Here is a 23,555-nt window from a genome sequence, read left to right as displayed (position 1 = left end):
TGCCTGTTGCTTCTTTGCGAATAAAAAATGTTCCTCGAGAATAAATCATTTGACTCACTCCTGATCCTATGCAAAAGTTGTTGGCTGTTTTGTTGCTGATATCACTCCTATCTTCCTGCAAACACAAAAAAAGCGGTGATACAATTTTCTTTAATGGCATTATCTATACACTGAATAAAGACAGCCTGGTTGCAGATGCGATGGTTGTAACAGATGGAAAAATTGTGGCGACGGGGAAACAGGAAGACCTTCAAAAAATATATGATGTGAAAGCCAGCATTGATCTGCAAGGGAAGCCGGTCTATCCGGGCTTTATAGATGCACATTGTCACTTTTACGGATATGGCTCCACCTTGACAGAGGCACAGCTTACCGGCACCAAATCATGGCAGGAAGTAGTTGAAACTGTTCAGCAGTACGCAACCGGCAGAAGCGGATGGATCATCGGCCGCGGCTGGGATCAGAATGACTGGCAGCAAAAATCATTTCCATCAAAAGAAAAACTGGATGAGTTGTTTCCTGATCAACCGGTCTTTCTCCAGCGCATAGACGGGCATGCCTGCATTGTGAATCAGCAAGTACTTGACCTGGCACATATTGATGCTTCGACAATTATTCCAGGCGGCCAGGTTATACTTTCTGAAGGGCAGCCAACAGGTGTATTGCTTGATAATGCGATGGATTCCGTATCGAAGCTGATACCTGTTCCATCGAATGAAGCGATTGAAGCGGCACTTTTACAAGCACAGGTTAACTGTTTCAAGGTTGGCCTTACCACAGTGGCTGATGCCGGGCTGACCAGGAATGTAGTAGAGATTATAGATACCTTGCAACAGCGTGGAAAATTGATGATGCGGGTATATGCCATGCTCACCGACAATGATGAAAACAAAAACTATTATTTTAAACACGGTCCTTATAAAACCGACCGGCTGAATGTGCGGGCGTTTAAATTTTATGCAGATGGTGCGTTGGGATCAAGAGGTGCACTATTGCTTAAACCCTATACAGATGATTCCCATTCCTTCGGTATTCAACTCAATCCTGTCGCTTATTTTGAAGAACAGGCGAAGCTTTGCCTGCAACATGGTTTCCAGATGTGTACTCATGCAATAGGTGATTCTGCCAACAGGATGATGCTGCATGTTTACGGCAAAGTGTTGGGTGGCGCTAATGACAAACGATGGCGCATTGAACATTGCCAGGTTGTTGCTCCGGATGATTTCGAATTGTTTCAACGATATACCATCATACCATCGGTGCAACCGACACATGCCACGAGCGACATGTACTGGGCAACAGACCGGTTGGGTGTATTCAGAATACGTGGCGCTTATGCTTATCACGATTTAATGATGGAAAACGGCTGGATTGCAGCAGGCAGCGATTTCCCGATTGAAGATATCAACCCATTATTCGGTTTTTATGCAGCCGTTGTGCGAAAAGATCAGAAAGGCTTTCCGGAAGATGGATTTCAGGTAAAAAATGCATTGACACGTTCAGAAGCCCTTTATGCCATGACCATCTGGGCTGCGGCGGCGAATTTTGAAGAGGATGAAAAAGGAAGCCTGGAACCGGGGAAATTCGCGGACTTTGTTGTGCTGGATGATGATATCCTGAAAATTCCGGATGAGCAATTATTTAAGGTGATAGTATTGTCCACCTGGATTGGCGGTGAAAAGGTTTATTAGCTTGCGGGATTAATGCTGAAGATTCAGAAGACAGTGCTGCTTTTCTTCATTGCTGGATAAAACCATCTGCCGATGGCTTGTAGCCATTGTGACCAGTTCAACCTGGCAACGTCTTATTTCGCCGCATATCCTTCCACAAAATACATATCAATCATCCCTTTATTCTTGGCTTCTATTTTTCCGCGGTGAATACAAGTGAATTTATCTTTCACCAGTTCATATGTACTACCGCTGATGTTTACTTTTCCGATTCCACCACTGCTTTCCATCCTCGAAGCGGTATTGACTGTATCGCCCCAGATATCGTAAGCGAATTTTTTGATACCAACAATACCCGCCACAACGGTGCCGGTGTGAATGCCAAGCCTCAGTTCAAAGTATGGTTCTCCTTTTTCCACCCGCTCTTTCTTATTATTTTCTATAAACTGAACCATCTCCAGGGCAGCAGATACCACATCAACAGGATGTGTTTTATTCGGCACGGGGAGGCCACCTGCGCACATATAAGAATCACCTATAGTCTTAATCTTTTCAATGCCATACTTAGAAATGATCCGGTCAAACTCGCTATAGCAATAATTGATCTCTGCAACCAGTTCTTCCGGTGTCAGTTTCTCACTTGCCAGGGTAAAGTTTTTAAAGTCGGTAAATAATACCGAAACGGAATCAAAACTCTTTGCCTTGGCTGTTCCTGTTGCTTTCAATTCTTCAGCTGTTTCCTCTGGCAGGATATTCAACAACAATTCATCGGAACGTTTCTTCTCCTTTGAAATCCGGTTGCGTTGTGTAAAAAATACGCCGGCAAACAACAACACCACCGTAAAACCTCCAATGAATCCGTTACGCACTACTTTTTGCGTTTTAATTTCCTGGTCCTGTATTTTTATCTGTGATTCCTTTTTCTCCAGATCGAAGGTGAACTGCAAAGTGCCGAGTTTCTTATCGGTATTGATATTGTAAATAGTATCCTTAATAGCCAGCAACAGGTTCTGATAATGAAAGGCATTTGCGTAGTCTGACTCTTTCGCATAAGCCAAAGACAATCCTTCATAGGCATCTTTAATCTCTGCCACTGCATTTAAGGGAATGCCGACGTCAAGTGATTGCTTATAGGCATCAATAGCAGATTTTGTATCTCCCATGGCATAATATGTTTGTGCGATCCCAACCAGCGATTGAGTCATATCAAGACGCGTGTCCAGCTTCCTGGAAATATCGAATGCCTCTTTATGATGTTCGAGTGCTTTTGCAAAATCCTTTTCTCTTGTATAAACGCGGCCTATATAGTTAAGTGAATAAGGCAAATCCTCAGTGCCTTCATAAGCGGTTACGGACTGTTCAAGATAGATGAGTGCGGTGGAATCGTCACCGAGTTTGTAATAGAGTTCTCCCAGATTAGCAGTAGAAGTACCAATGGAGTACTGATCTTTAATCGCAAGGCTCAGTTTATAGGAACGCAAAAAATACTCGAGCGCCTTGTTATATGTTGCCGGTTTATTGAGATATACCACACCGATGTTGGTGAGGGATGTGAGTATGCGCAAAGTATCGCCTATTTCTTCCGCCATCTTCAATGACTTCAGGTGAAGTTCCAGCGCTTTGGCATCATCGCCCTGGTTAAAAAAGACAGCGCCCTGATTGCTCAACATGTTGGCAACGCCGGTCTTATCGCCGGTTAATTCATAAACCTCCAGTGCCTGTTGCCATGAATTAATGGCTTCCACATATTTTCCCTGCAGGTAATACCCTATGCCCATATTCTTCAGCGCAAGTGATAACCCGGGTTTATAATCAATCTCCTCCGCAAGTTTTTTTGATATACCGGCTACTGCTACTGAACTATCAGGATCAGCATCGAAGAGACTCTTGCTCAGGGAATTGAGGAGTTTCACCTTGTTTGAATCATCTGCAGTCTTATTGATCAGATTCATGAGGCTGTCTGACACATCAGCCTGTGCCGTCGTTGATATGGAAAGGGTCAAAAAAAGAAAAAGCAAATGCAGCCTGCCGGCAAATTTTACCATTGCACAGGCAGGTATTTTTTTGCCGTATGAAAACAAAACTGAAATGCTCAACAATGTGCCGGTGATTTTCAAATGACGGGAGAAAATTAATTTTTATTTTCAACAATCAGGTGAGATGTTTTTAACAAATGTTGCACTACCGGCGCATTTATGTATCGAATGATAGTACGGCCAACTGATCCACAGCCTCACCCTTGAAAACGATGTATCGTATTTAAAGCGCTTGCTAAAAAAAACTCCCCCGGGTTACGGAGGAGTTTCCTGTAGCATGCAAGGCGGGGAAAAATCAATGCTGATAAACTATCTGACCATTATATGCCTGCCCGTTAAACTTCACATTTACAAAATACATTCCGCGTGCATCACCTTCCTGCAGGTTAATTTCCTTTATCAGCCTGCCTTCTGTAACCGGAACATTTTCATTTATCACCACCTGGCCGAGGGAATTATACACCTGAAGTGTTGCCATCCCTTCTGATTCATCATACAAGTTGAGCAACAATACAAAGTTACCATCGGTAGGATTCGGATACATGCTGAATAAAGGTGACTGCTGATCCTGAACACCTTCTTCCCTACAACTGTTAATCACGGCAACAGGCACCGAAAGCTTTGAACATCCTGTATTCAGATTCGTAACGGTTAGTCGGTAACTGCCTTCTTCCAGTGCGACATAGTCCCTGCCTGTGGCTCCATCGATTTCCGCACCATTATAATGCCATTGGTAACCAAGCGGAATTCCGGAAGCACCATTACCCCGCAACTTCACCTTATCGTTCACGCATAAATCCGGATTATTGTCAGGATTCACAATGAGGATATTGGCATTGGGTGTGGCAAGCCGCGTCACAGTCACTACATTGGAAGCACTGCTACAGCCACCAACTCCGGTTACCACAACACTGTAGTTTTTCGAATTATTTACGACATAAATACTGTTGGTGGCACCAACAATAGCAGTAGGCCCTTTATACCACTGGTAGGTGAAGCCATCTCCGTTATTTGCAGTAAGCGGTACCGGTATGCCCTGGCATTCGTAAACCGGTCCGGCCGGAGTGACGTTTGCACCGGGACTATTATTAATCGTGATGTTTGCGGTTACTACGCTGTCACAGCCGGCCACATTGTAATAAGTGTGGCTATACTGACCTGAAACATTCACCGTTTCGCCCCAGGGCAGGACATAAGCATCGCAAGCTGCATCTGCAAAGGAGGTTGCAGTTTCGGGGCCAACTGTAAGTATTCCGCTCTCATATTGAATGATGTAGTTAGCGGGATCTTGTTTCTGAACAATTCCGGATGGGATGATCTGATATGTACCGGGATTGAGATTTCCGTTTCCAACCTCTTGCCCGAATTCATCCAATATAGTGAAGACCGGCCCGCTTTCTATCACAGTGCTATCGGCATCCTGGAACTGATAGATCGAATTGGTGGTGGAATATGCAGGTTGCACGCCGCCACAACCGGCGACAGCATCATTCGCTTTCACAGTAAGCACCTCAGGCAAAATGGTGATGTGCCCCAGACCATAATTGATATCAAAATTTTCGGAGATCAATACGCCCGGTGCAATCAGCCACGTTCCAACCGTAATGCCACTGATCATATTCACTGAATGATAATCATTCAATGAATCGCCCGGATTACCATATACATCCAGCGAATCAACAATCAGCATTACATTTTCGTTAGTCTCATCATTGAAGGAACTGCTGTTCACGGCAGCCTTGCCATTCACAGCTGCTTTACCGTTCACCATTGGTTTTCCATTAACAGCGGCTTTGCCATTCACAGCCGCTTTGCCGTTGACTGCCGCTTTGCCATTATGCAAAGTAGCATTGGCTGAATCTTCCAGGTACTCGAATATGGATTCCGGCGCCAGCGGGATATAATAAGTAGTGTCATATACGATTCCGTTCACAGCCGCCTTGCCATTCACCGCTGCTTTGCCATTCACCGCTGCTTTGCCACTCGCCATGAAGCTTACATTCAGAAAGTCCTCTTCCGAGATAGGCTGACCGTTTACAGCTGCTTTGCCATCCACAAACACTACTGCACTGGAGATATTCGACTCGTGGGTAAATTCCAGTGAGTCAAGAAATCCTTCCTGTTCGGAAGGATCGATGTTGGAAGCATCATATTCATAAATAAATTTCAATGCTTTTCCATTGATAGCTGATCCGTAGGTAATAGTGGTATCACGCGGAGTAACCGTGAGTGGCAGCCGCTCTATTGACAACACACCATCCACAAACCGGTAGTTGTAAAATTCAGACAGCGCCAAGGATTGCGGGTTCGACAAATCCGTTACGGCGGATGACGCTCTCCGGTAATACAATCCGATATTACTCGAACTGGTTGCTGATGAGGAATAAGTGATGTCCGTCAGTCCCAATTCCTCCAGTGTCTTCCCTGTTTGCCATAACGGTTCATCATTAATCGTCACATTCAGGGCATAGTCAGGAATCCGTTCTCCGTATTTCTTAACAGCATCTAAAACTGTAACTACCACATTCTGTGGTGGCGCACTCTTTAGATATACCGGATCACTGGCACCACCATCCAATCCGCTCGGTGACATCGGAGGGTTATAGATTTCAAGCGGAGGGTTACCAAGGAATGGTGGTATTTCGGCGATGAGCTGCGTTCCGTTTGTGACCACGGCAGGAATAGTGTCGTATAGAAAAATAACAGAAGCATTTTCATTGATAAACTCTCCGTTTAACACCACAGTGACAGCCTCGTCGCCGGGAACCTTTGAGGAATCCGCCAGATAGTAATTATCAACCAGCGGGAAGGAGTTGGAAAATGTCTGTAATGCCTTGTCAGCCTGTATCAATCCATAACCTGAGCTCTCATCATATCCGGTTACATCCATATCGATTGCCGTAGACTGAAGCAGCGACTTCATCTGCTTAAGACTGAATGATTCATTGTTATAATATTTTTTCTTTGCTTCAATGAGCAGTGCAGCCGCCGCAGCAGCGTGTGGAGCAGCAGCAGAGGTGCCATAGAAATTAGGCAGCAGATCGGGTGGATTATCAATATTGAATTCCACACCAAAATCTACCGTTGTATTCACACCATTAGGTGCTGCAATGTCAGGTTTCATTCTGTTTTCATTGTTCACCAAAGTACCTCCGCGGGAAGAGAACGATGCGATAGTTGGCGGATTGACACCATAGGCCGGCGTGTTTTTATACAAGACGGCACCTACAGCGATCGAGCTATCGATATTTGCCTGCCCGATGACCGTGCCTGTGCCCTGGTTATACTCATCAATGATTCCATCACCCCGGAAGATGATATACTTGAACCGTACATTGCCTGAACCTGACTTGCGGGTAACAATAATATTTGCTTCCACGGTAGCTTTCACCACAAATGGTAACACTTCCAGCGGATCGCCGCCCAGGTTATCGCGATTGAAGCCGAAGAGCCTGTTGCCAAACTGATCTACGAGATAAATATCCAGGTCATTCAGCGCACCGGTGGTATCGCCGACTGAATAGAAATCATCATCCCACTGCAGTGCAATGGTATAAGTGCCTTCCGGCAAGACGAGTTTTTGGTAATAGTCACCGCCTCCAAAGTCATGCGCAACGCCGGCATACCCATCCGGTGCCGGAATCGGAGTGAAATCGCCTTCATAGGACTTAACGCCGAAATTACCTGCGGAAGTAAAGTACAGGGAGCCAGATTGGGTAACTTCCGTTACAGCCTGTGCAACAATACCATCACTGAAAAACGGTTCGGTGATATAGGTGATGTCATCCACAATTACGTTACATCCGGAATCTCTCAGCTGCTTTATGCCTTCGGCAAAATTACCGGCGCTGATAAATCCTGATTTAAAGTAAAGTTGTGCACCAGGTGCCACATCATGAATAATCTGCAGCATGGCACGGCCTTCATCCGTGCCTGTCCCATAGGGATATTCCTCTAAGACCGTCACCGGCTGTGTATAGTTTGGATTTCCGGCACCCGGCAGGTCACCATTGACAACATCGGTATTCGCAGGACTGCCGAATTTAGTATTGTAACTATCCGACAGCACACCCACCTTCACTCCTGCACCGGAAACCTTCCATGCTTCCTTCGCTTTGTCGCCGGCCATCGCTTTATCGCCCTGCGATGTTGCAATACCGGTTGTGGCAAAGTTCGATGCAATCGGTTTATAGTAAGGCCGCACATAATTAATTTGCCCGATCAGCAAATTCAGTTTATACAAATTGGCAATGGGGAAAAAGCCTGTGATAATAAGCGTTGTATCACCATTGTCAATAAATGAATTCATACCGTATTCAGGTGTTTGCAACAACGCGAACAAAGCATCATACTGATCTACGGTTGCAATCACTTCAATCAATACCTCTCCCTTGATATAATTAATCGTGAAGATATTGTTAGTGGAAGTAGTGTCATAGATAGAATCAGGGAAACTATAGAGTTGTGTCAACTCTGAACCAATCAGGTTACTGATTGTATCATTTAACGGCGGAGCGTAATAAGGAATGATACAATGCGTCAGCAACACTTCAAGATCTGCAGCAGCGGTGCAGCCATTAACATCGGTTACCACAAAATGGTAACTGCCTGCCACAAGGTTAGATGTATCATCGCCCGAATAAGAATAAGGCGGCGTACCATTGTTAATCATGAGGTTGACATTACCGCTCGTTTGTCCGCTTTCCGTACACAGTAATAGTGTATCACCGGAAGCGGTGCTTACAGTCATGTTACAAGACAACGGTTCGCCAATCTGGAATTCACTGAAAGAAGTTACATCAAGCACCCCAATAGAGGCAGGCTGTACATCGGTGATAACAGGCAAAATCCAGTCGGGCGCATCGTATTTTGCCACTACAAACGCGGCAGGATCCGCGGTGGCATCCACTTCCGAATTGTCCCAACTGAAGTAAATGTCGCATTCCGAAAATACAAGGCTTTGGTTGGTAATGGTCCATGTCCTGTTCACACTCCTGCTGGCATTGATGCCTGAATGTGTAATGTCAGGATGATCTCCAGCACTAGTTGAGGCCATAACAAATCCCGGCACTGTAAAACTCGGATCCAATGTAACCGGCGCTATATGCGCAGCATCACCAATAAGAAACTCAAGCGGACCTGGGGTAGCGAAATAACGCTGCAGGTTACCCTGTACATAACTGCCATTACCGGCGGTAGAGATGAATCCTCCCTCATTGATAATAATCTTATTGTTACCGGTGATGAGATTTCCGTTCTGAAAAAACAACTCATTGGCAATTGACTGATCACCATTTAATGTAACTCCATACTGATTACCAATGACAAGTTTTTCAATAGTGCCCGTTCCGCTGATTTGCTGCGGATTATAACTACTCAGCATCATGAGTATGCCATTGATTGTTCCGTTATTGGTAACATCTCCAAGCTGGTAGTAGCTATCCGGAAGGTACAATGTTCCGTCTTGTCCGACGGTTATTGAACCTTGCTGATTATGTGAGTTGTCATTAATCTGCAATGTTCCCTGTAAGATTTCCAGGTTTGAATTATTAGTGAAGCTGATATCCAGCACAGCCTGCCCGGTTAGATCAGCGCTTACAAGGCCTTCGCTTCCATGATTAGTAAATTCGTGCATGCTGTTATCACTTGAAAAAGTGGCAGCCGCATTAATGTTAAACTGTCCATAATTTTCAAAACGACACGGGTTGCCGGAGAATATGATATTGCCAGAGTTCCAATTGGCAGCTGTGTAGTTATAAATGGTCACTCCGTCTCCAAATGTAATCCCATCATTGGTTCCGTTAATGGCAAAGCTGCATCCGGGGTAGAGATTAACGATACCAGGGCCATGCACCGAAGAAAAAGCGCCGCAGGTGAAAACTGCTGTGCCTTCAAACCTTGCTTCACCATTTTCTGCTACATGCAAAGCAGCAGCCATGAGTGGAAAATCTCCGTTGCAATCGAAATCAATTCCCGGTCCGTCGACCACGTATAATGAAGCACTGTTCATCTCCAGGCGGCCGCCTTGCTGCACCACCAACTGATCCACCGTATGATCTTCCGCTGCAGCTATTATATGACCGCTCCTGATGGTAATCGTATTGGCCTGGTCATATACTGGCGGCTGTGCAGGCGTGCTCCATACTGATCCATCATACATTTTCCAGGTAAGGGTGTTGTTCCAGTCTCCTGACCGGTCTGAAACATAATCGCCTGCCACTTCGTCCAGTGTACCATCGCAGTTCTCATCTGTTCCATTGCCCGCTATCTCAGGCACATCCGGATTTATTGCAATAGCATTATCATCGCAATCGGAGTTATCAGACACATAAGCCGGGGACAGGAAACAGGGAGTTGTAGTGACCACGGAGTTGCCCGGATCACCATAACCATCGCCATCATTGTCGGCATATACGGTTCCGGCATATCCGCCAGACCAGTTAGAAGCAGAATTAGTAAGATCAAAATTGTTCAGTGTGCCCGTTATGCCGTAGCCGCTGCGGTCTTTTGCGATTGTGACATTTTCATTCATGCCGTCCGCTGTACCCTGATCGAAAGTAAAATACCTGTTCAGGGTGGCCTGACCATCTATATAGGCAACGCGGTATTTTTTCAGTTCCTGCTCCGACCTGGCTACATTCCAGACGCGTACCTCATCCAGTGAGCCTGCATAGTAGGATGAATTAAGGAATGATTCACCGCCAAAAGTTCCGACATTATAAGTTGATATGAGGTTTCTGCGTACAACATCGGTGTGTGTAACATCCAGTTCTCCGTTGATATAAATGGAAATATCATTATTGGCATTCCGTGTTGCAGCAATATGCGTCCATTGGCCATCAGCCACGGCCGTATTTGAGATGAGTGACAGGAATGTTCCAGTGTAGCCGCATTCCGCAAGTTCCAGTTCCACATGACCATCAGCCAGCATATTCAAATCAAAGTAATATCCCTGCTCCCCGGTTTCATCAGTCCTGTTAGAGATTATATAGCCGCGGGATCCAATCACGGGTTTGATCCAGGCTTCCAGCGTGAAATCATCCGTACCTATACCGAAGTCGGGCACGGTGACAAAATCATCAAAACCATCGAAGGCCAATGAATTATTTTCATCGGATATTCCGTTGCAGTTTTGATCCACTGCATCACAAAGTTCCACTGCACCCGGATTGATATTGGGATCATAGTCATTACAGTCTGTGCTATCGTTAACCCAAGGATTGCCACCGCCACCACCTTCGCCACCTTCGCCACCTTCCCCTCCTCCTTCACCACCGCCCCCGCCGCCAGCGTCGCAGGTAATTGTATAATTATTAACATCGCCGTAACCATCTCCGTCATCATCAAAAAATAATTTTGATGGTGCGCCGATATTGGGATTTCCATCATCGCAATCCAGATTGTTGGTGGCATAACCCGCAGGCATTGGAGGGCAAACTATATGAGCGAATTCTTCTCCATATCCGTCATCATCGTTATCTGGAAAATATCCATTGAATAGCTCGGCAGTGAAATACCAATCGCCCTGGCAATCGACAGCCTTTACGGCTATGGTGTTGGATCCGTTCAAATTCAGGTAATCTGTAACATCAATATTAAAGTAAGCGTTGGCCCCGCAATCATTATCGTCACCCACCACCAGGTTACCGTTGATATAAATTGTGGCATCATCATCCACGTGGTAGTCCATAATCATGCGGTCAGCTCCACTCAGCGTGAATGTCTTCCTGAGGTATGTTGTGCTGGGGTAATTATCGTGTGACGCATCCCATATTCGCCTTGGCACTTCACTGAAGCGGAAGAGGTCGTAATCAGGTCCGCGGTCTTCTGCCGCATTCCATGCTGAATCATCATAACCGGGTTGTTCCCATCCTTCATCCGGTTCAGGATCCTGCGGTGCCGATTTCCAGTTGCCGTCAGTCATTAAGAGATTGCAGACGGAGCAGTTAGCATGTACAAACGGATCGGTATCGTCACAGTCACCTGAATTGTCGACATATCCCGGAGGAGGTGTGCAGTATTCTTCTGCAACAATAGCATTGCCTTCATCGCCATAGGAATCACCATCGTTATCGGCATAATAAATAATATCATTATGTGGTGCGCATTGATTTCCGGTTGTAACTCCGGCATCAACCACCCAATTGGAACTGCTGCCTACCAATGCAAAATTATACAGTTGACCATCATGGCTGTTTCCACTTTCATCCGAAAGATAGTCTATCGCACCGCCGCCGCTATTATCGTATCCTCCTATGCCCTGATTAAAATGATAAAGTGCTACCAGATTATTTTGTGAGCCGGGCGCTTCGCAATCCATACCTGCCGCCAACGTGCCTTCACATAAGGCAGTACTCCATATGCGAACTTCATCTATAAGACCATGAAACGGGTATCCGCCATCGTCATTACCAATCACGAGCGGATGCGCAGTCTTGATCAACAGGATATCCAGCGGCTCAGAAGCATCCAACACTCCGTTTATATATAGTTTCATAACAGCACCATCATAGCTTGCTGCCACATGATACCATGTGTCGAGCGATAAGATGGTATTGCCCTGCACTACATTGCTATATCCGCCTACAAAAAATTCAAGTTTGGGGTCTGAATATCCCTCTCCATCATACTGTGCGATCAGATCCAGGCCGTAGCCATCTGACCATGTGCCGCTGGCTGTTTTCATGATCAATGATGACCAATTGGATAAGGAAGTAATTTTTATCCAGCATTCCAGCGTAATGCCATCCTGCGGATCAAGGTTGTCGTCGTCAGGAATCTCTACCCGGTCATTATTGCCATCAAAACTCAAAGCAGCTCCGGGGAAGCCTGCGCATCCGTTGCCGGGATATAATTCCGGATCGGTATCATCGCAATCCTGGTCATTGTCGACATAGCCGGAAGGTTGAATGCATATATCAGCTATCGTGATGGAAATGGACGCATCACCGTACGTATCGCCATCACTGTCTGCATACCATGTTTGTAAATTAATCTCATCACAGTCAGATCCCGAGATAACACCTCCGGGCTGCATCCAATCGGATGATCCACCAGTCAAAGCAAAATCTTGCAACGTCATATCATGGCCATTGCCGCTGTTGTCAAACAATATGTCATCCGAAGCATTGTTCTCTCCGATAATCCCCTGGTTAAAATGATAAACGGCAACCAGACCGGGTTCAGACGGGGACAATGATTCACAATTCATTTTTGCCGCAATTTCATCCGTACATAAAGCCCTGTTCCATATCCGCAGTTCATCTACAGGGCCTTGCCAGTATTCAGAGATTCCTGACCATTGTGTTCCGATATAAAATGTAGCAACCGGGTTATCAAATGTCGGGCCCGGGCTTTCCTGTGGCGATCCTTTTGAAGCAACCAGTACGCCATCAATATAGATGTACATGTCTTCGGTAGTCCGCACTACTGCATAATTATGCCAAAGTCCATCAGCCGGGAATGGCGCACTTGTAAGCCATCCGTCACCGGCACGTATTGTTCCATCATAAAATCGGCCTATGTAAAATTTTCTTCCCTGGGAAACAATATTGACAAGTTCATTATTGTTTGAATTTTCGCATTTAGCCCACACGGTAACGGTATATGGGCTGTCATTAATCGGAATCAATTCAGCTGGGCCTACAACCACATCATCCACCCCATCAAAATGCAAAGCTTCACCAACAGGTGAAGAGCAGCCATTGCCCGGATAAATAAATTGATTGTAATCATTGCAATCACCGTTATCTAAAACGAATCCGTTTGGCTGAGAACAGGCATAAACAGCGTAAGTAGTACTACCATAACCATCACCGTCTCTTTCGCGATGATAAATGGTGGCCGGATCAACCGTGATATGCTGTGTGCAAGTGGCGGTATTGCCCAGTGAGTCAGTAGCGGTCCAGATTACATCAGTTGTGCCTATCGGGAAACAGGCCGGTGCATCATTGGTAAATTCCACAGGGCCGCATCCACCTGTTGCAGTTGGATAAGGCGGACCCACAATCAGCACTCCTATTGCTTTCGCAGGGTCATTGTTAAATTTAAATTCCTGGCACCAGTAATCCAGGGAACCTTCCTGTGTAAGATAATAGATGCCCGGAGCATCCGGAGCGATGAAGTCGCCGGAAATATAGCTACCGGACGATCCGTTGCTGATGCCTGTCTCACACTGCAGGGTTTTGAAAGTGGAACCAAGACCAATTGAAGATTGCACAACGCAACCAGGACAATACCCGGTACCGGCATCAAAGAAAACCGAATAATCATAGTTCAGGGTTACTGTAGATCCCGGGGTCACAATAGCTGAATTGGTACCTCCATTAATCGATACATTCGTGTAGGTAATCAGCCTGTCAAAGTCATCCAGAATGACAGGTGATGGTACCTCTTCCGGAAAGAACAATACACCGCACGCTCCCTGCGCGGCATCCTGGCAAACGCTGAAATCGGCCGCGCAAGTGATTAACGGGGCGGAACAGGTAAATTCACCAACCTGGAAATCGCTTGCAGTTGGTTCATCCCAGTCAATGGTAATAGAAGTTGCCGTGCGATTGATAACGGTTACCGGCTCCCAATAAGGTGCATCATACTTTGCGACACCGAAACTCATTGGATCAGCATCTTCATCCATATCAGCGGCATCCCAGTGAAAAGTGACTGCATAGCCAACCATTCCAATGTCGTCCACTGTCAGCGTCCATGTCCTGTTGACGGTTTTGCTCTCATCAATTCCCGAATTGGCAATATCCGGATGGTCGCCGGCATCGGTACGTGCAACAAGGCCCCCGTTATAAACAAGGTCGGGAGAAAAATCTATGGGAGCATAACTGTCCACATCACCTAGCGGGAAGGACTGCCAGGTATTGTCGGTGAAAACCCGTTCGAGGTTGCCAATTACATAGTGGCTGTCATCGGCATTAATGATGTACGCTCCTTCTCCGATTATGAGTTTGCCGGAATTGGTGGTATGTATCTTCCCGTAGTTGAAAGAAAGCTGTTGAGTAATCGTTTGTTCATCGGCGATAATGATTCCACCTGGCGCAAAGGTGAAAGGAAGAAATGTACCAATGCTGCCAGTGCCATAAATCGTTTGGGTAGCACCTGCACCCATGACAAAAACGGAAGTAAAAATTGATCCGTTGTTGACCAATGCCAGCCCGTTATAAAAGAAGTTTGTCGAGCCATCCACAACAGCGCCACTGCTTACCTCCAGTTCAGCATTAGAGAAATTGATATCACCATCTACCGTCAAATCGGAACCTGCTCCGTCATTAACAATAAGGGTAAAGGCATTCACATTGAGCGTTGCGCCGTTTTGAACAATGGTCTGATCAATTGTTAAGAGTGCATTTGTAATTACCGTGTGACCATCCATGATAGTAACGGTTCCATCATTGTAATCCGGCACATGAGAAGGGTCACCCCAAATGCCATCGTCAAATTCCTCCCAGGTGGAAAGATCTTCCCAATTGCCCGATTGTATCGTACGGAAATCTTGCGCCTTTGCTTTTCCGGGAGCAAGAAGCACAAACAGACAAAAGAAAAAAAGCAGTGGTAACAATGATTTCTTCCTGAAACCTGAATTCAAAACAGCAGGTGGATTCTCAAAAATGCGAGCCGGCGTATTCAGAGAATGAACACAATCAGTCTGGTAAAATGAACTCATGGTGGTTGGATTTTGGGTGTTTTAACGACTTAACAAGGCGAAATTCAGTCAATTCTTGCCAGCTGAAAGGATGCAGGGTAGCCGGGCTAAAAATTTGCGAAGCCAACATAGCCATTTTTGCGAACTGAACCTAATTTTTTACTAATACTTATCCGCAAGCAAACTGTTGCGTAAACATGGCACGTACCATTGGGATCTCACAACATTAAAAATATGTTCAGCTTCATCATGGGTATGCCATAATCAGCCAGGTGATTGCACTGCATCATCTTCGCAAATGATGGTTGATTATTGCCGTCATTCAGCGACAAATTCTTCAAACTAAGATTAGAAGCTATCTCAAAATACCCGGAGTCATCATATCCCCGATTGATGGGGAACATGATCTCTTCAATTCATTGACAGCTGCCGGAATAAGTCAGGCATGACGGCATTAATTGCCTGTTTTGAGAGAGCTCCTAATGACATCGGCCGTTTAGTGCCGTTTGACAGGCAGAATCTCAGAACGGATAGCCGATGGCAAGGTTAAATACGAGGTTATCTTTTACAATGTTTGTATTGCCATCAGAGAATCTTCTGATGACCCATCTTTCGCCGGCAGGATAAGAGGGATCACGCAGCGGCGTTGCTACATCAAGGCGAAGGATGAAGTAGGTAAAATCGAACCGGAATCCAATGCCGGTTCCCAAGGCAATTTCACTCATGAAGCGGTCAAATTCAAAATTGGCGTCAGGCTTATTCGGATCAGTCTTGCGCAGCCAGATGTTGCCGGCATCGAGGAAAACAGCACCATTCATCCTCCCGAAAATATTAAACCTGTATTCGGCATTTGCTTCCAGCTTGATGTCACCCGCACTGTTATAAAAGTTGGAAGTATCCTTGTAAGCGCCGGGCCCCAGCGAACGAACACTCCATGCCCGCATGCTGCTTGTTCCGCCAAGATAAAACTGCTTGATGTAGGGAATTACGTCTGAATTCCAGTAATTGATCGCCATGCCTGCAGCGCCTCTCAATACAAGCGACCTGTTTTCCGTGAACTGGAAGTAGTGACGCAGGTCACCTTCCGCACGCATGAAATTGGCATAATTGGTACCAAATAAAACATATCGCCCGCTGGTATCAGTGTTGTTACCGGCTGTTACCGAGTTCAGCAGGTACAAACTAGTACCTGCTACTTCAGCCGAAAAACGAAAGAAAGTGAACTCCTGCCTGATGTTCTGCCCCTGGCTGGAAAAGATATACGTGTAGTTCATGCCGGCGATCAGCTGATCTTCAAACGACTGCCGGAGAAAAGGATCATCATCAAGTCGCTGCTGAAAGGCATCACTCAGGATCGAAGAGTTAACATAGCTGACCGAAAATGGATTGAGCACATGACGCTTCAAAGCATTTTCCTTCCACTCATATCCGAACGTGAAAGAATAATTGTTGAGCACATAAATTTTCGTCTGTTGATAATAATTTGCCAGCAAAGAAATTTTCGTGCGCGGATTGAAGTACCTCGAAAAATTCTGTGTATTAAAAGGCACCACAAAGCGACGCAGGTAAAAATTCATCTGCCCGGTAACATTAAAAATCAGGCTGTCCTTGTTGAAGACCGGGATCTGCGTTCCTGCATTAAAGCTGATATCAAAAGTATTGGCGCTGTGAAACACATTCTTATCCTTATAGGCAAACTTTACCGCTGCACCTACATTATCTTCGATGTTACTGGCCTCCACTTCCGTGGTAAGGGCATGTTTCTTCCCGGGTGTGAGGTAGATCATGCAATCGAGCTGATGATCATCTCTTTCTTCAAAGCGGATACTGATAAATTTAAAGACACCGAGATCGGATAACCTGCTGAGTGTATAGTCATAATCCTTCCTGGAATACGGCATTCCTCTTTGCATGAAAATTGCACCTGACACCGCATCCATCCTGATATTTGTGCCTGCATCAATGAAATAAAATGAGTTAAACACGGTGGTATCATGGTGTGCATTAACTGCTTCCTGCCCCGGATAAAATTCAGGCCGCACATAAATGTTATTGATATAGTGCACCTGCATATCTTCATCTGTTCTGTTTCCGCCTATTCGCACATATACATTGGCTGCATGCTTTGCATTGGATGTATCCGCTTCAAAATAAATATGCTCCCGCAAAAAATGATAGTAGCCGTGATCCAGCAATTCACGATAGATCCGCGTTTGTTCACTGCCGATCACATCTGCATCAAAAGCATTGCCTGCCTTCAGCAGCGTGCCTTGCCTGGCGGCATCAATAACGGCAACAAGATGCGTGGTATCCTGCGGGAAAAATACACTGTCGATGGTGAAGAGCGGCCCGGGCGAAACATAGTAATGCGGCGTAGCCAGCTTCTTCCTGATCCTGTAATCATAGGTCAGGGATGACAGCAGGTATCCCTTACTGACCATGTAATCTCGCATCATGTTCTCTGATACCGGTAATGTAGTGGAATCGAATAATACCGGCGGCTCACCGATATTATTGATTATCCAATGATACAGTCCGGCCGTATCAGTAGTAAAGTACCGGTTGTAAATAGTCAGGTTGAGCTTGATGAGGCCCAGCGTTTTTTTATTAGGCTGTTGCCGCGCAAGTGTTGCGAGTTTGCTTTCCAGCGAAATGTTTTCTTCAATGTTGCGCCTGATTTTACGGTAGTCAATTGCTGACTGAATAGTCACTTCATTTTTTTTCAGCAATACCTGGTCGGCGGAAAGGTAACGCGTATTGCTGCAACCGGTAAGTAATGGAGCTATCAAAACCAGCAAAAGGATGTATCTTACACTGAGCCCCAAAAGTTGCATGTATGTTGAGTAAATCGATTGAAAAATACGTGAATTCACTAAAACAAAAAAAGCACCGCATAACGGAAGGATGCTTTGTTGCCGAAGGTGAAAAGCTTGCGGAAGAATTGCTGGTCTCCGACTTTCGCGCTGACAAAATCATTGCAACGACGGATTGGATCAGAGAACATGAGCGGTTGTTGAGGAATAGCAGTGCAACATTGATTGAGATTAGTGAAGCGGAAATGAAAAGAGTCTCGGGGCTGATGCAGCCATCGAGTGTTTTGCTGGTTATGGAGATGATGGCCAGTACTATTGATGAAGCTATTGTTCAGTCCAGCCTCAATCTTGTATTGGACGATATCCGTGATCCCGGGAATATGGGAACGATCGTGCGCATTGCCGACTGGTTTGGCATTCCCTATATTTTTTGTTCGGAAGAATGCGTAGATGTATATAATCAGAAAGTGATTCAGGCATCGATGGGCTCCCTCGTGCGCGTGAAAGTGATAGAAACTAAATTAACTGCATTGTTTGAAAAATTTCCTTCCCTGCCGGTGTATGCAGCGCAGTTGACGGGTGAAAATATTTTCTCGGCTTCTTTAAAGCAGGAAGCATTTATCATCATCGGTAATGAAGCACGCGGCATATCGGCGTCGCTTACACCATTCATCAGCAAGCAACTAACGATTCCCCGTACCGGAAAAGCAGAATCATTGAATGCAGCTGTGGCCGCAGGTATTGTGTGCGCTATGTTCCGGTCGAAAACACCATGATGTCGAAATGGACTTAACGCATTGATGGTCACCTTATCCGGTGAGTTTTAACCGCAATTAAAGTTCGTTGATGTTGAAACCCAGCAGTTGCAGGTCATCCCAATAGCCTGGATAGGATTTTTTAACCACCATCGGATCATCAATATATACATGACCGCATAGCATCGCCAACGGTGCGAAAGACATGGCCATCCGGTGATCCGCATAGGTGGAAAAGGTATAATGGCCCGGAAGAAATTTACCGCCGGTGGTGATTGTATCTCCATTTTTCTGCAGTGCAATTCCACATTTCGCAAGCTCCTGCTGCAATGCAGCCGCACGGTCGCTTTCCTTATACTGAAGATGCGACAAACCCGTGAATCGTGCCGTTTGAGATAAACCGCCACAAGTGGTTAACAACGCCGGCGCAAGGTCAGGCTGATCGTTGAGGAAAAAATCAAACGTTCCTGTCTGCTCCGACTTGCTCAGTTTTATTTCCTGTTCTGTATAGGTAGTCTGAATGCCGAAACGTTCCATCAGGGCCGCAATTTTGGCATCACCCTGAAAGCTCTGTTGCAGCAATCCTGACAGGGTGAGATCCGTTTCAGTGCTGAAGGCAGCCATTTCATAGTAATAAGAAGCTGCACTCCAGTCGGATTCAATAAATATGTTCCGTGGCTTGTAGCGTTGAGCAGGAACATGTATGACCTGGCCGTTTCTTTCATGACGGACATCAAAATGTTGCATCAGGGCGAGCGTCATTTCAATATAGGGCTCAGATACCACTTCGCCGGTTAGTTCCAGTGTCAGCCCCTGTTCCATACAGGGAGCAATCATCAGCAACGCAGAAGCAAACTGGCTGCTGATACCGGAATGAACTTTTATTTTTCCTCCCCTTAAAGATCCGCCGGTAATTTTCAAAGGCGGATATTGTTGCTTTCCCAGGTATTCAATCCTTGCACCCAATTCGCGCAGCGGATCAACAAGATCACCAACTGGACGCTGCTTCATTCTTTCACTGCCGGTCAGTATGTGGCTGCCTTCCCTGAAGGCGAGATAAGCCGTCATGAAACGGAACACCGTGCCGGCATCATGCGCATCGAGTGTAACAGTTGAAGCGTTCAGCAAGTAAGACATGACGGCTGTGTCATTCGAATCTGACAGGTTGCGTTTCTCTATCGTGTTATCCATCAGCGCTTCCATGATCAACACGCGGTTGCTGATGCTTTTTGAGCCACGCAGGTAGATATGTCCTTTAATTTGCCTGTCGTGCTTCGAAATTTTATAAACCATCGTTATCCTGTTCTGCTATTTTCCGGTTTCAAAGCGGAAATTGAAGGAGCCTTAAAAATCTACTTTGCGGACAGTCTGCGAATATAATCCAGTGCCTGAACGATGAATTGTTCATCGGTTTCCACACCAATCACCGGCTCACCAATATCCTGCAACAAAGCAAACTGTATGCGGCCTGCCTTGTTTTTTTTGTCCTGCTTCATCAGCCCGACCAGTTCCGCATCAAAATCAGCATGTATCTGCACATCCGGAAAATGCCGGCGGATCAATCCAATTGCCTCCTGCATTTTCTTTGCGGGAAAGCCGCATAACTGCTGCGAAAGAAATAGTTCGCCGATCATTCCGGCAGCCACACAGTAACCATGTAACACCGGTTCTCCCCTGTTCAGCAAATGGGTTTCAATGGCGTGGCCGATCGTATGGCCAAAGTTGAGGATCTTGCGTAAATCCATTTCCAGCGGGTCTCTTGCAACAATTTCCAGCTTAATCGCTGATGAGTCGTGAACTGCTTTTCTCCAGTTTACAGCAGCAAGATCTTCTGTGCCTTTAATCTGTTTCCAGTTCTTACCGCCAGCCAGCAATGCATGCTTCACTACTTCTGCAAAACCATTCACCCATTGTTCCTGCGGAAGCGTTTTCAGCAACTCAACCTGCACAAAAATCGCTACAGGATTTTTGAAAACGCCGACCTGGTTTTTGAAGTGATTAAAATCAATGCCTTGCTTTCCGCCATAAGCTGCATCTACCTGGCTGAGTAACGTTGTGGGTACATGAATAAAGTCAATACCTCTCTTAAAAGTAGCTGCGGCAAAACCGCCGGTATCGCACACCATGCCACCGCCGAGGTTGATGAGCACGGCATGCCGGTCGGCATGTGCATCTGTAAGCTGTTCCCAGATCTGCTGCGCGGTATCAATATTTTTAAAAGCTTCACCTGAAAAAATTTCAATCACCTTCGCCGCTTTTAATAGCTCCACTTCCCTGAGCAAATATGGCAGGCAATAATTCACGGTCTGATCATCCACCAATATGAAGTGCGCAGAATATTTCTTCCCGGCAAGAAAATCCGTGAATGATCTGCCAAAATTTTTATAAAAAATACCCGGGGTAAGCTGATGCTTTTTTGCTGACATATTAATCAGGTAATGTATGCATGAATCGAGGAAAGTATTGCAACTGTTAACATGCACAACCCGACGGCTTCACCACGCGCCGAAAGTGAAATCAGTGTTGTCAACCGTAATGCTGGTGTAAAATCTTCACCAGGCAAATCAGGCCTGCGAGCCAACAGCCTGTTGTTCCTTTTTCTTGGCAAGGTTCATTACCTCCACCTGTGTCCGGATTGATTCATCATGGATCTGCACATACAATGCCTTCACAAAATCACGGTTGAGGCCCATCGTTTCTCCAAGATCGAGCACCTTTTTAAGAATCTCTTCCCAACGGCTAACCTGGAAGACGATGACATTGTTTTCACGTTTCCAGTCGCCGATCTCTTTCGATAACAGCATCCGCGAAGCAAGTGTTTGCAAGAGGTCTTCATCCACTCCATTGATTTTCTCCCGCAATTCCTGCAACCTTGTTTTGTTTTCCTCCACTACATCTGAACGGATGATGAGGTTGGAAATAATTTCGAACAACCTGTCGGGCGTGATCTGCTGACGGGCATCACTCAGTGCGCGCAGCGGATCAATATGTGTTTCAATGATCAGGCCGTCATAATGCAGATCCATCGCCTTTTGTGCAACATAGGCGGTAAGGTGTGTGTTACCACAGATATGACTTGGATCACAGATCATCGGAAGGTCGGGGCACATGGTTTTTAATTCAAGTGCCAGTTCCCACTGTGGCTGGTTACGGTACATGGTCACTTCATAACTGTGAAATCCGCGGTGAATGGTGGCCATTTTCTTTATACCTGCACGGTTGATCCTTTCAAGAGCACCTATCCACAACTGAAGGTCGGGATAGGCCGGATTTTTTACCAGCACAGGCACATCAACGCCTTTCAGCGCGCTTGCCAGTTCAGTTACTGAAAAAGGATTGGCGGTTGTACGTGCGCCGATCCAGAGGATATCAATACCGGCTTTCAATGCTTTTTCAATATGCATCGGGTTGGCAACTTCTGTGGTGAGCAGCGCGCCGGTTTCTTCCTTCACACGTTTCATCCAGTCAAGTCCGATGACGCCAATGCCTTCAAACATGCCGGGACGCGTGCGTGGCTTCCAGATACCGGCACGAAAAACAAACTGATCGAAGTGCTTCTTGATGCCTTTAGCCGTTTTGAGCAGCTGATCCTCCGACTCCGCACTGCACGGACCGGCAATCAAGATGGGTTTTTTGTCAAATGGCAACCATTCACTGGTTGGGATGAGTTCAAGATCTAATTTTTTTGTGCTCATAGTTTTGCTGTTACAAATTTTCCTTTGCGGTATTCACCGAGAATTGAAAGATTAAAAGTTTTCTTCAGCACCTTGGTGATTGCTTTATCATAATCTTCATACTTGCTCCATTCAAGGTCGACAAGGAATGTGTATTCATTTGGCCTTCCCACAATCGGCACCGACTGAATCTTAGTGAGGTTGATCCAGTAATCACCTAAAATATCCACCACTTTTTTCAGGTTGCGCGGTGAGTTATCGAGCTGAAAGCTGATAGAGGCTTTGTTGGCTCCAGAAATCTTTATGTTTTTATCTGACAAAACGAGAAACCGTGTATAGTTTCTCTTATGTGTTTCGATGTTGGAGTGAAGTATCGTCATGCCATAACGGTCTGCGGCTGCATCGCCGGCGATGACTGCCGTATTCATCAGTTGCTGATCACGCACATTCCGGGCACACTCTGCCGTATCATTCAATGCCATTACTTTCTTATCGGGAAAACGCAGCAGGAACTCATCGCATTGCCGTATAGCCATCGGGTGAGAATGAATATATTCAATCTGATCGATCTTCACTCCATTCAGCCCCATCAGGTGCAATTCAATCTGCAGGTACACTTCGCCGATCACGCGTAAGCGGTAGTCGGTGATGAACTGGTAATTGGTAAGAATAGTGCCGGCAGTAGAATTCTCAATCGCCATTACGCAATAGTCCGCTTCCCCGCTCACCATTTTTTCACAGGAACTGCGGAATGAATTCGCCTCAATGATATCAATGTTGCGCCCGAAAAATTTTTGCGCAGCCACATCATGAAACGATGCTGCAATGCCTTGTATGGAAACCCTTTTCCTCCGCATGTTGATGTTCTTACGTACAGAACGGTCACAAAGTTATACGAAAATGCAAGTATCGAAAGATTTATTTTGCCTGAAACCCGCACGGGATAAGGGTTTTGGC

9 protein-coding genes are annotated in these 23,555 nt (G+C 45.9%); 2 read left to right on the top strand and 7 right to left on the bottom strand.

Going from position 1 to position 23,555, the window contains the following annotated elements:
- Nucleotides 1-68: 68 nt before the first annotated feature.
- Nucleotides 69-1,691: an amidohydrolase gene (locus K1X61_13765; GenBank protein MBX7109714.1), complete on the top strand. Its 1,623-nt coding sequence runs from the start codon at nucleotides 69-71 to the stop codon at nucleotides 1,689-1,691.
- Nucleotides 1,692-1,804: 113 nt separating this feature from the next.
- Here the strand turns inward: K1X61_13765 and K1X61_13760 are convergent, their stop codons facing one another.
- From K1X61_13760 to K1X61_13750, 3 genes are all read right to left on the bottom strand, one after another.
- Nucleotides 1,805-3,715 (bottom strand): tetratricopeptide repeat protein, encoded by a 1,911-nt coding sequence (locus K1X61_13760; GenBank protein MBX7109713.1) that lies wholly within the window; start codon nucleotides 3,713-3,715, stop codon nucleotides 1,805-1,807.
- Nucleotides 3,716-4,001: 286 nt separating this feature from the next.
- Nucleotides 4,002-15,377 (bottom strand): S8 family serine peptidase, encoded by an 11,376-nt coding sequence (locus tag K1X61_13755; GenBank protein MBX7109712.1) that lies wholly within the window; start codon nucleotides 15,375-15,377, stop codon nucleotides 4,002-4,004.
- Between the two features lie 500 nt (nucleotides 15,378-15,877).
- Entirely contained in the window at nucleotides 15,878-18,145 is a 2,268-nt protein-coding gene (locus tag K1X61_13750; GenBank protein MBX7109711.1) for a BamA/TamA family outer membrane protein, read from the bottom strand.
- Between the two features lie 74 nt (nucleotides 18,146-18,219).
- Between K1X61_13750 and K1X61_13745 the strand changes: the two genes are divergently transcribed.
- Nucleotides 18,220-18,945 carry an RNA methyltransferase gene (locus tag K1X61_13745; GenBank protein ID MBX7109710.1) on the top strand — a complete coding sequence of 242 codons (726 nt, stop codon included), beginning with the start codon at nucleotides 18,220-18,222 and terminating at the stop codon, nucleotides 18,943-18,945.
- A gap of 57 nt (nucleotides 18,946-19,002) precedes the next feature.
- On the opposite strand, the gene K1X61_13740 is transcribed toward K1X61_13745, so the two are convergent.
- The 4 genes from K1X61_13740 to K1X61_13725 all read right to left on the bottom strand — a co-directional run bounded on the left by K1X61_13740 (nucleotide 19,003) and on the right by K1X61_13725 (nucleotide 23,455).
- Nucleotides 19,003-20,217 carry a 3-phosphoshikimate 1-carboxyvinyltransferase gene (locus K1X61_13740; protein ID MBX7109709.1) on the bottom strand — a complete coding sequence of 405 codons (1,215 nt, stop codon included), beginning with the start codon at nucleotides 20,215-20,217 and terminating at the stop codon, nucleotides 19,003-19,005.
- Between the two features lie 59 nt (nucleotides 20,218-20,276).
- Nucleotides 20,277-21,350: a 3-dehydroquinate synthase gene (aroB, locus tag K1X61_13735; GenBank protein ID MBX7109708.1), complete on the bottom strand. Its 1,074-nt coding sequence runs from the start codon at nucleotides 21,348-21,350 to the stop codon at nucleotides 20,277-20,279.
- Nucleotides 21,351-21,488: 138 nt separating this feature from the next.
- Complete coding sequence (locus K1X61_13730; protein ID MBX7109707.1) at nucleotides 21,489-22,619, bottom strand: chorismate mutase; 1,131 nt, start codon at nucleotides 22,617-22,619, stop codon at nucleotides 21,489-21,491.
- On the bottom strand, nucleotides 22,616-23,455 hold the full coding sequence (locus tag K1X61_13725; GenBank protein ID MBX7109706.1) for a prephenate dehydratase: 840 nt from the start codon (nucleotides 23,453-23,455) through the stop codon (nucleotides 22,616-22,618). Before K1X61_13725 ends, K1X61_13730 begins: the two co-directional genes overlap by 4 nt.
- Nucleotides 23,456-23,555: the final 100 nt, after the last annotated feature.

The sequence above is a fragment of the Chitinophagales bacterium genome, from assembly GCA_019694975.1.
Taxonomy (GTDB): domain Bacteria; phylum Bacteroidota; class Bacteroidia; order Chitinophagales; family UBA10324; genus JACCZZ01.
This window is presented reverse-complemented; position numbering and strand designations above follow the sequence as displayed.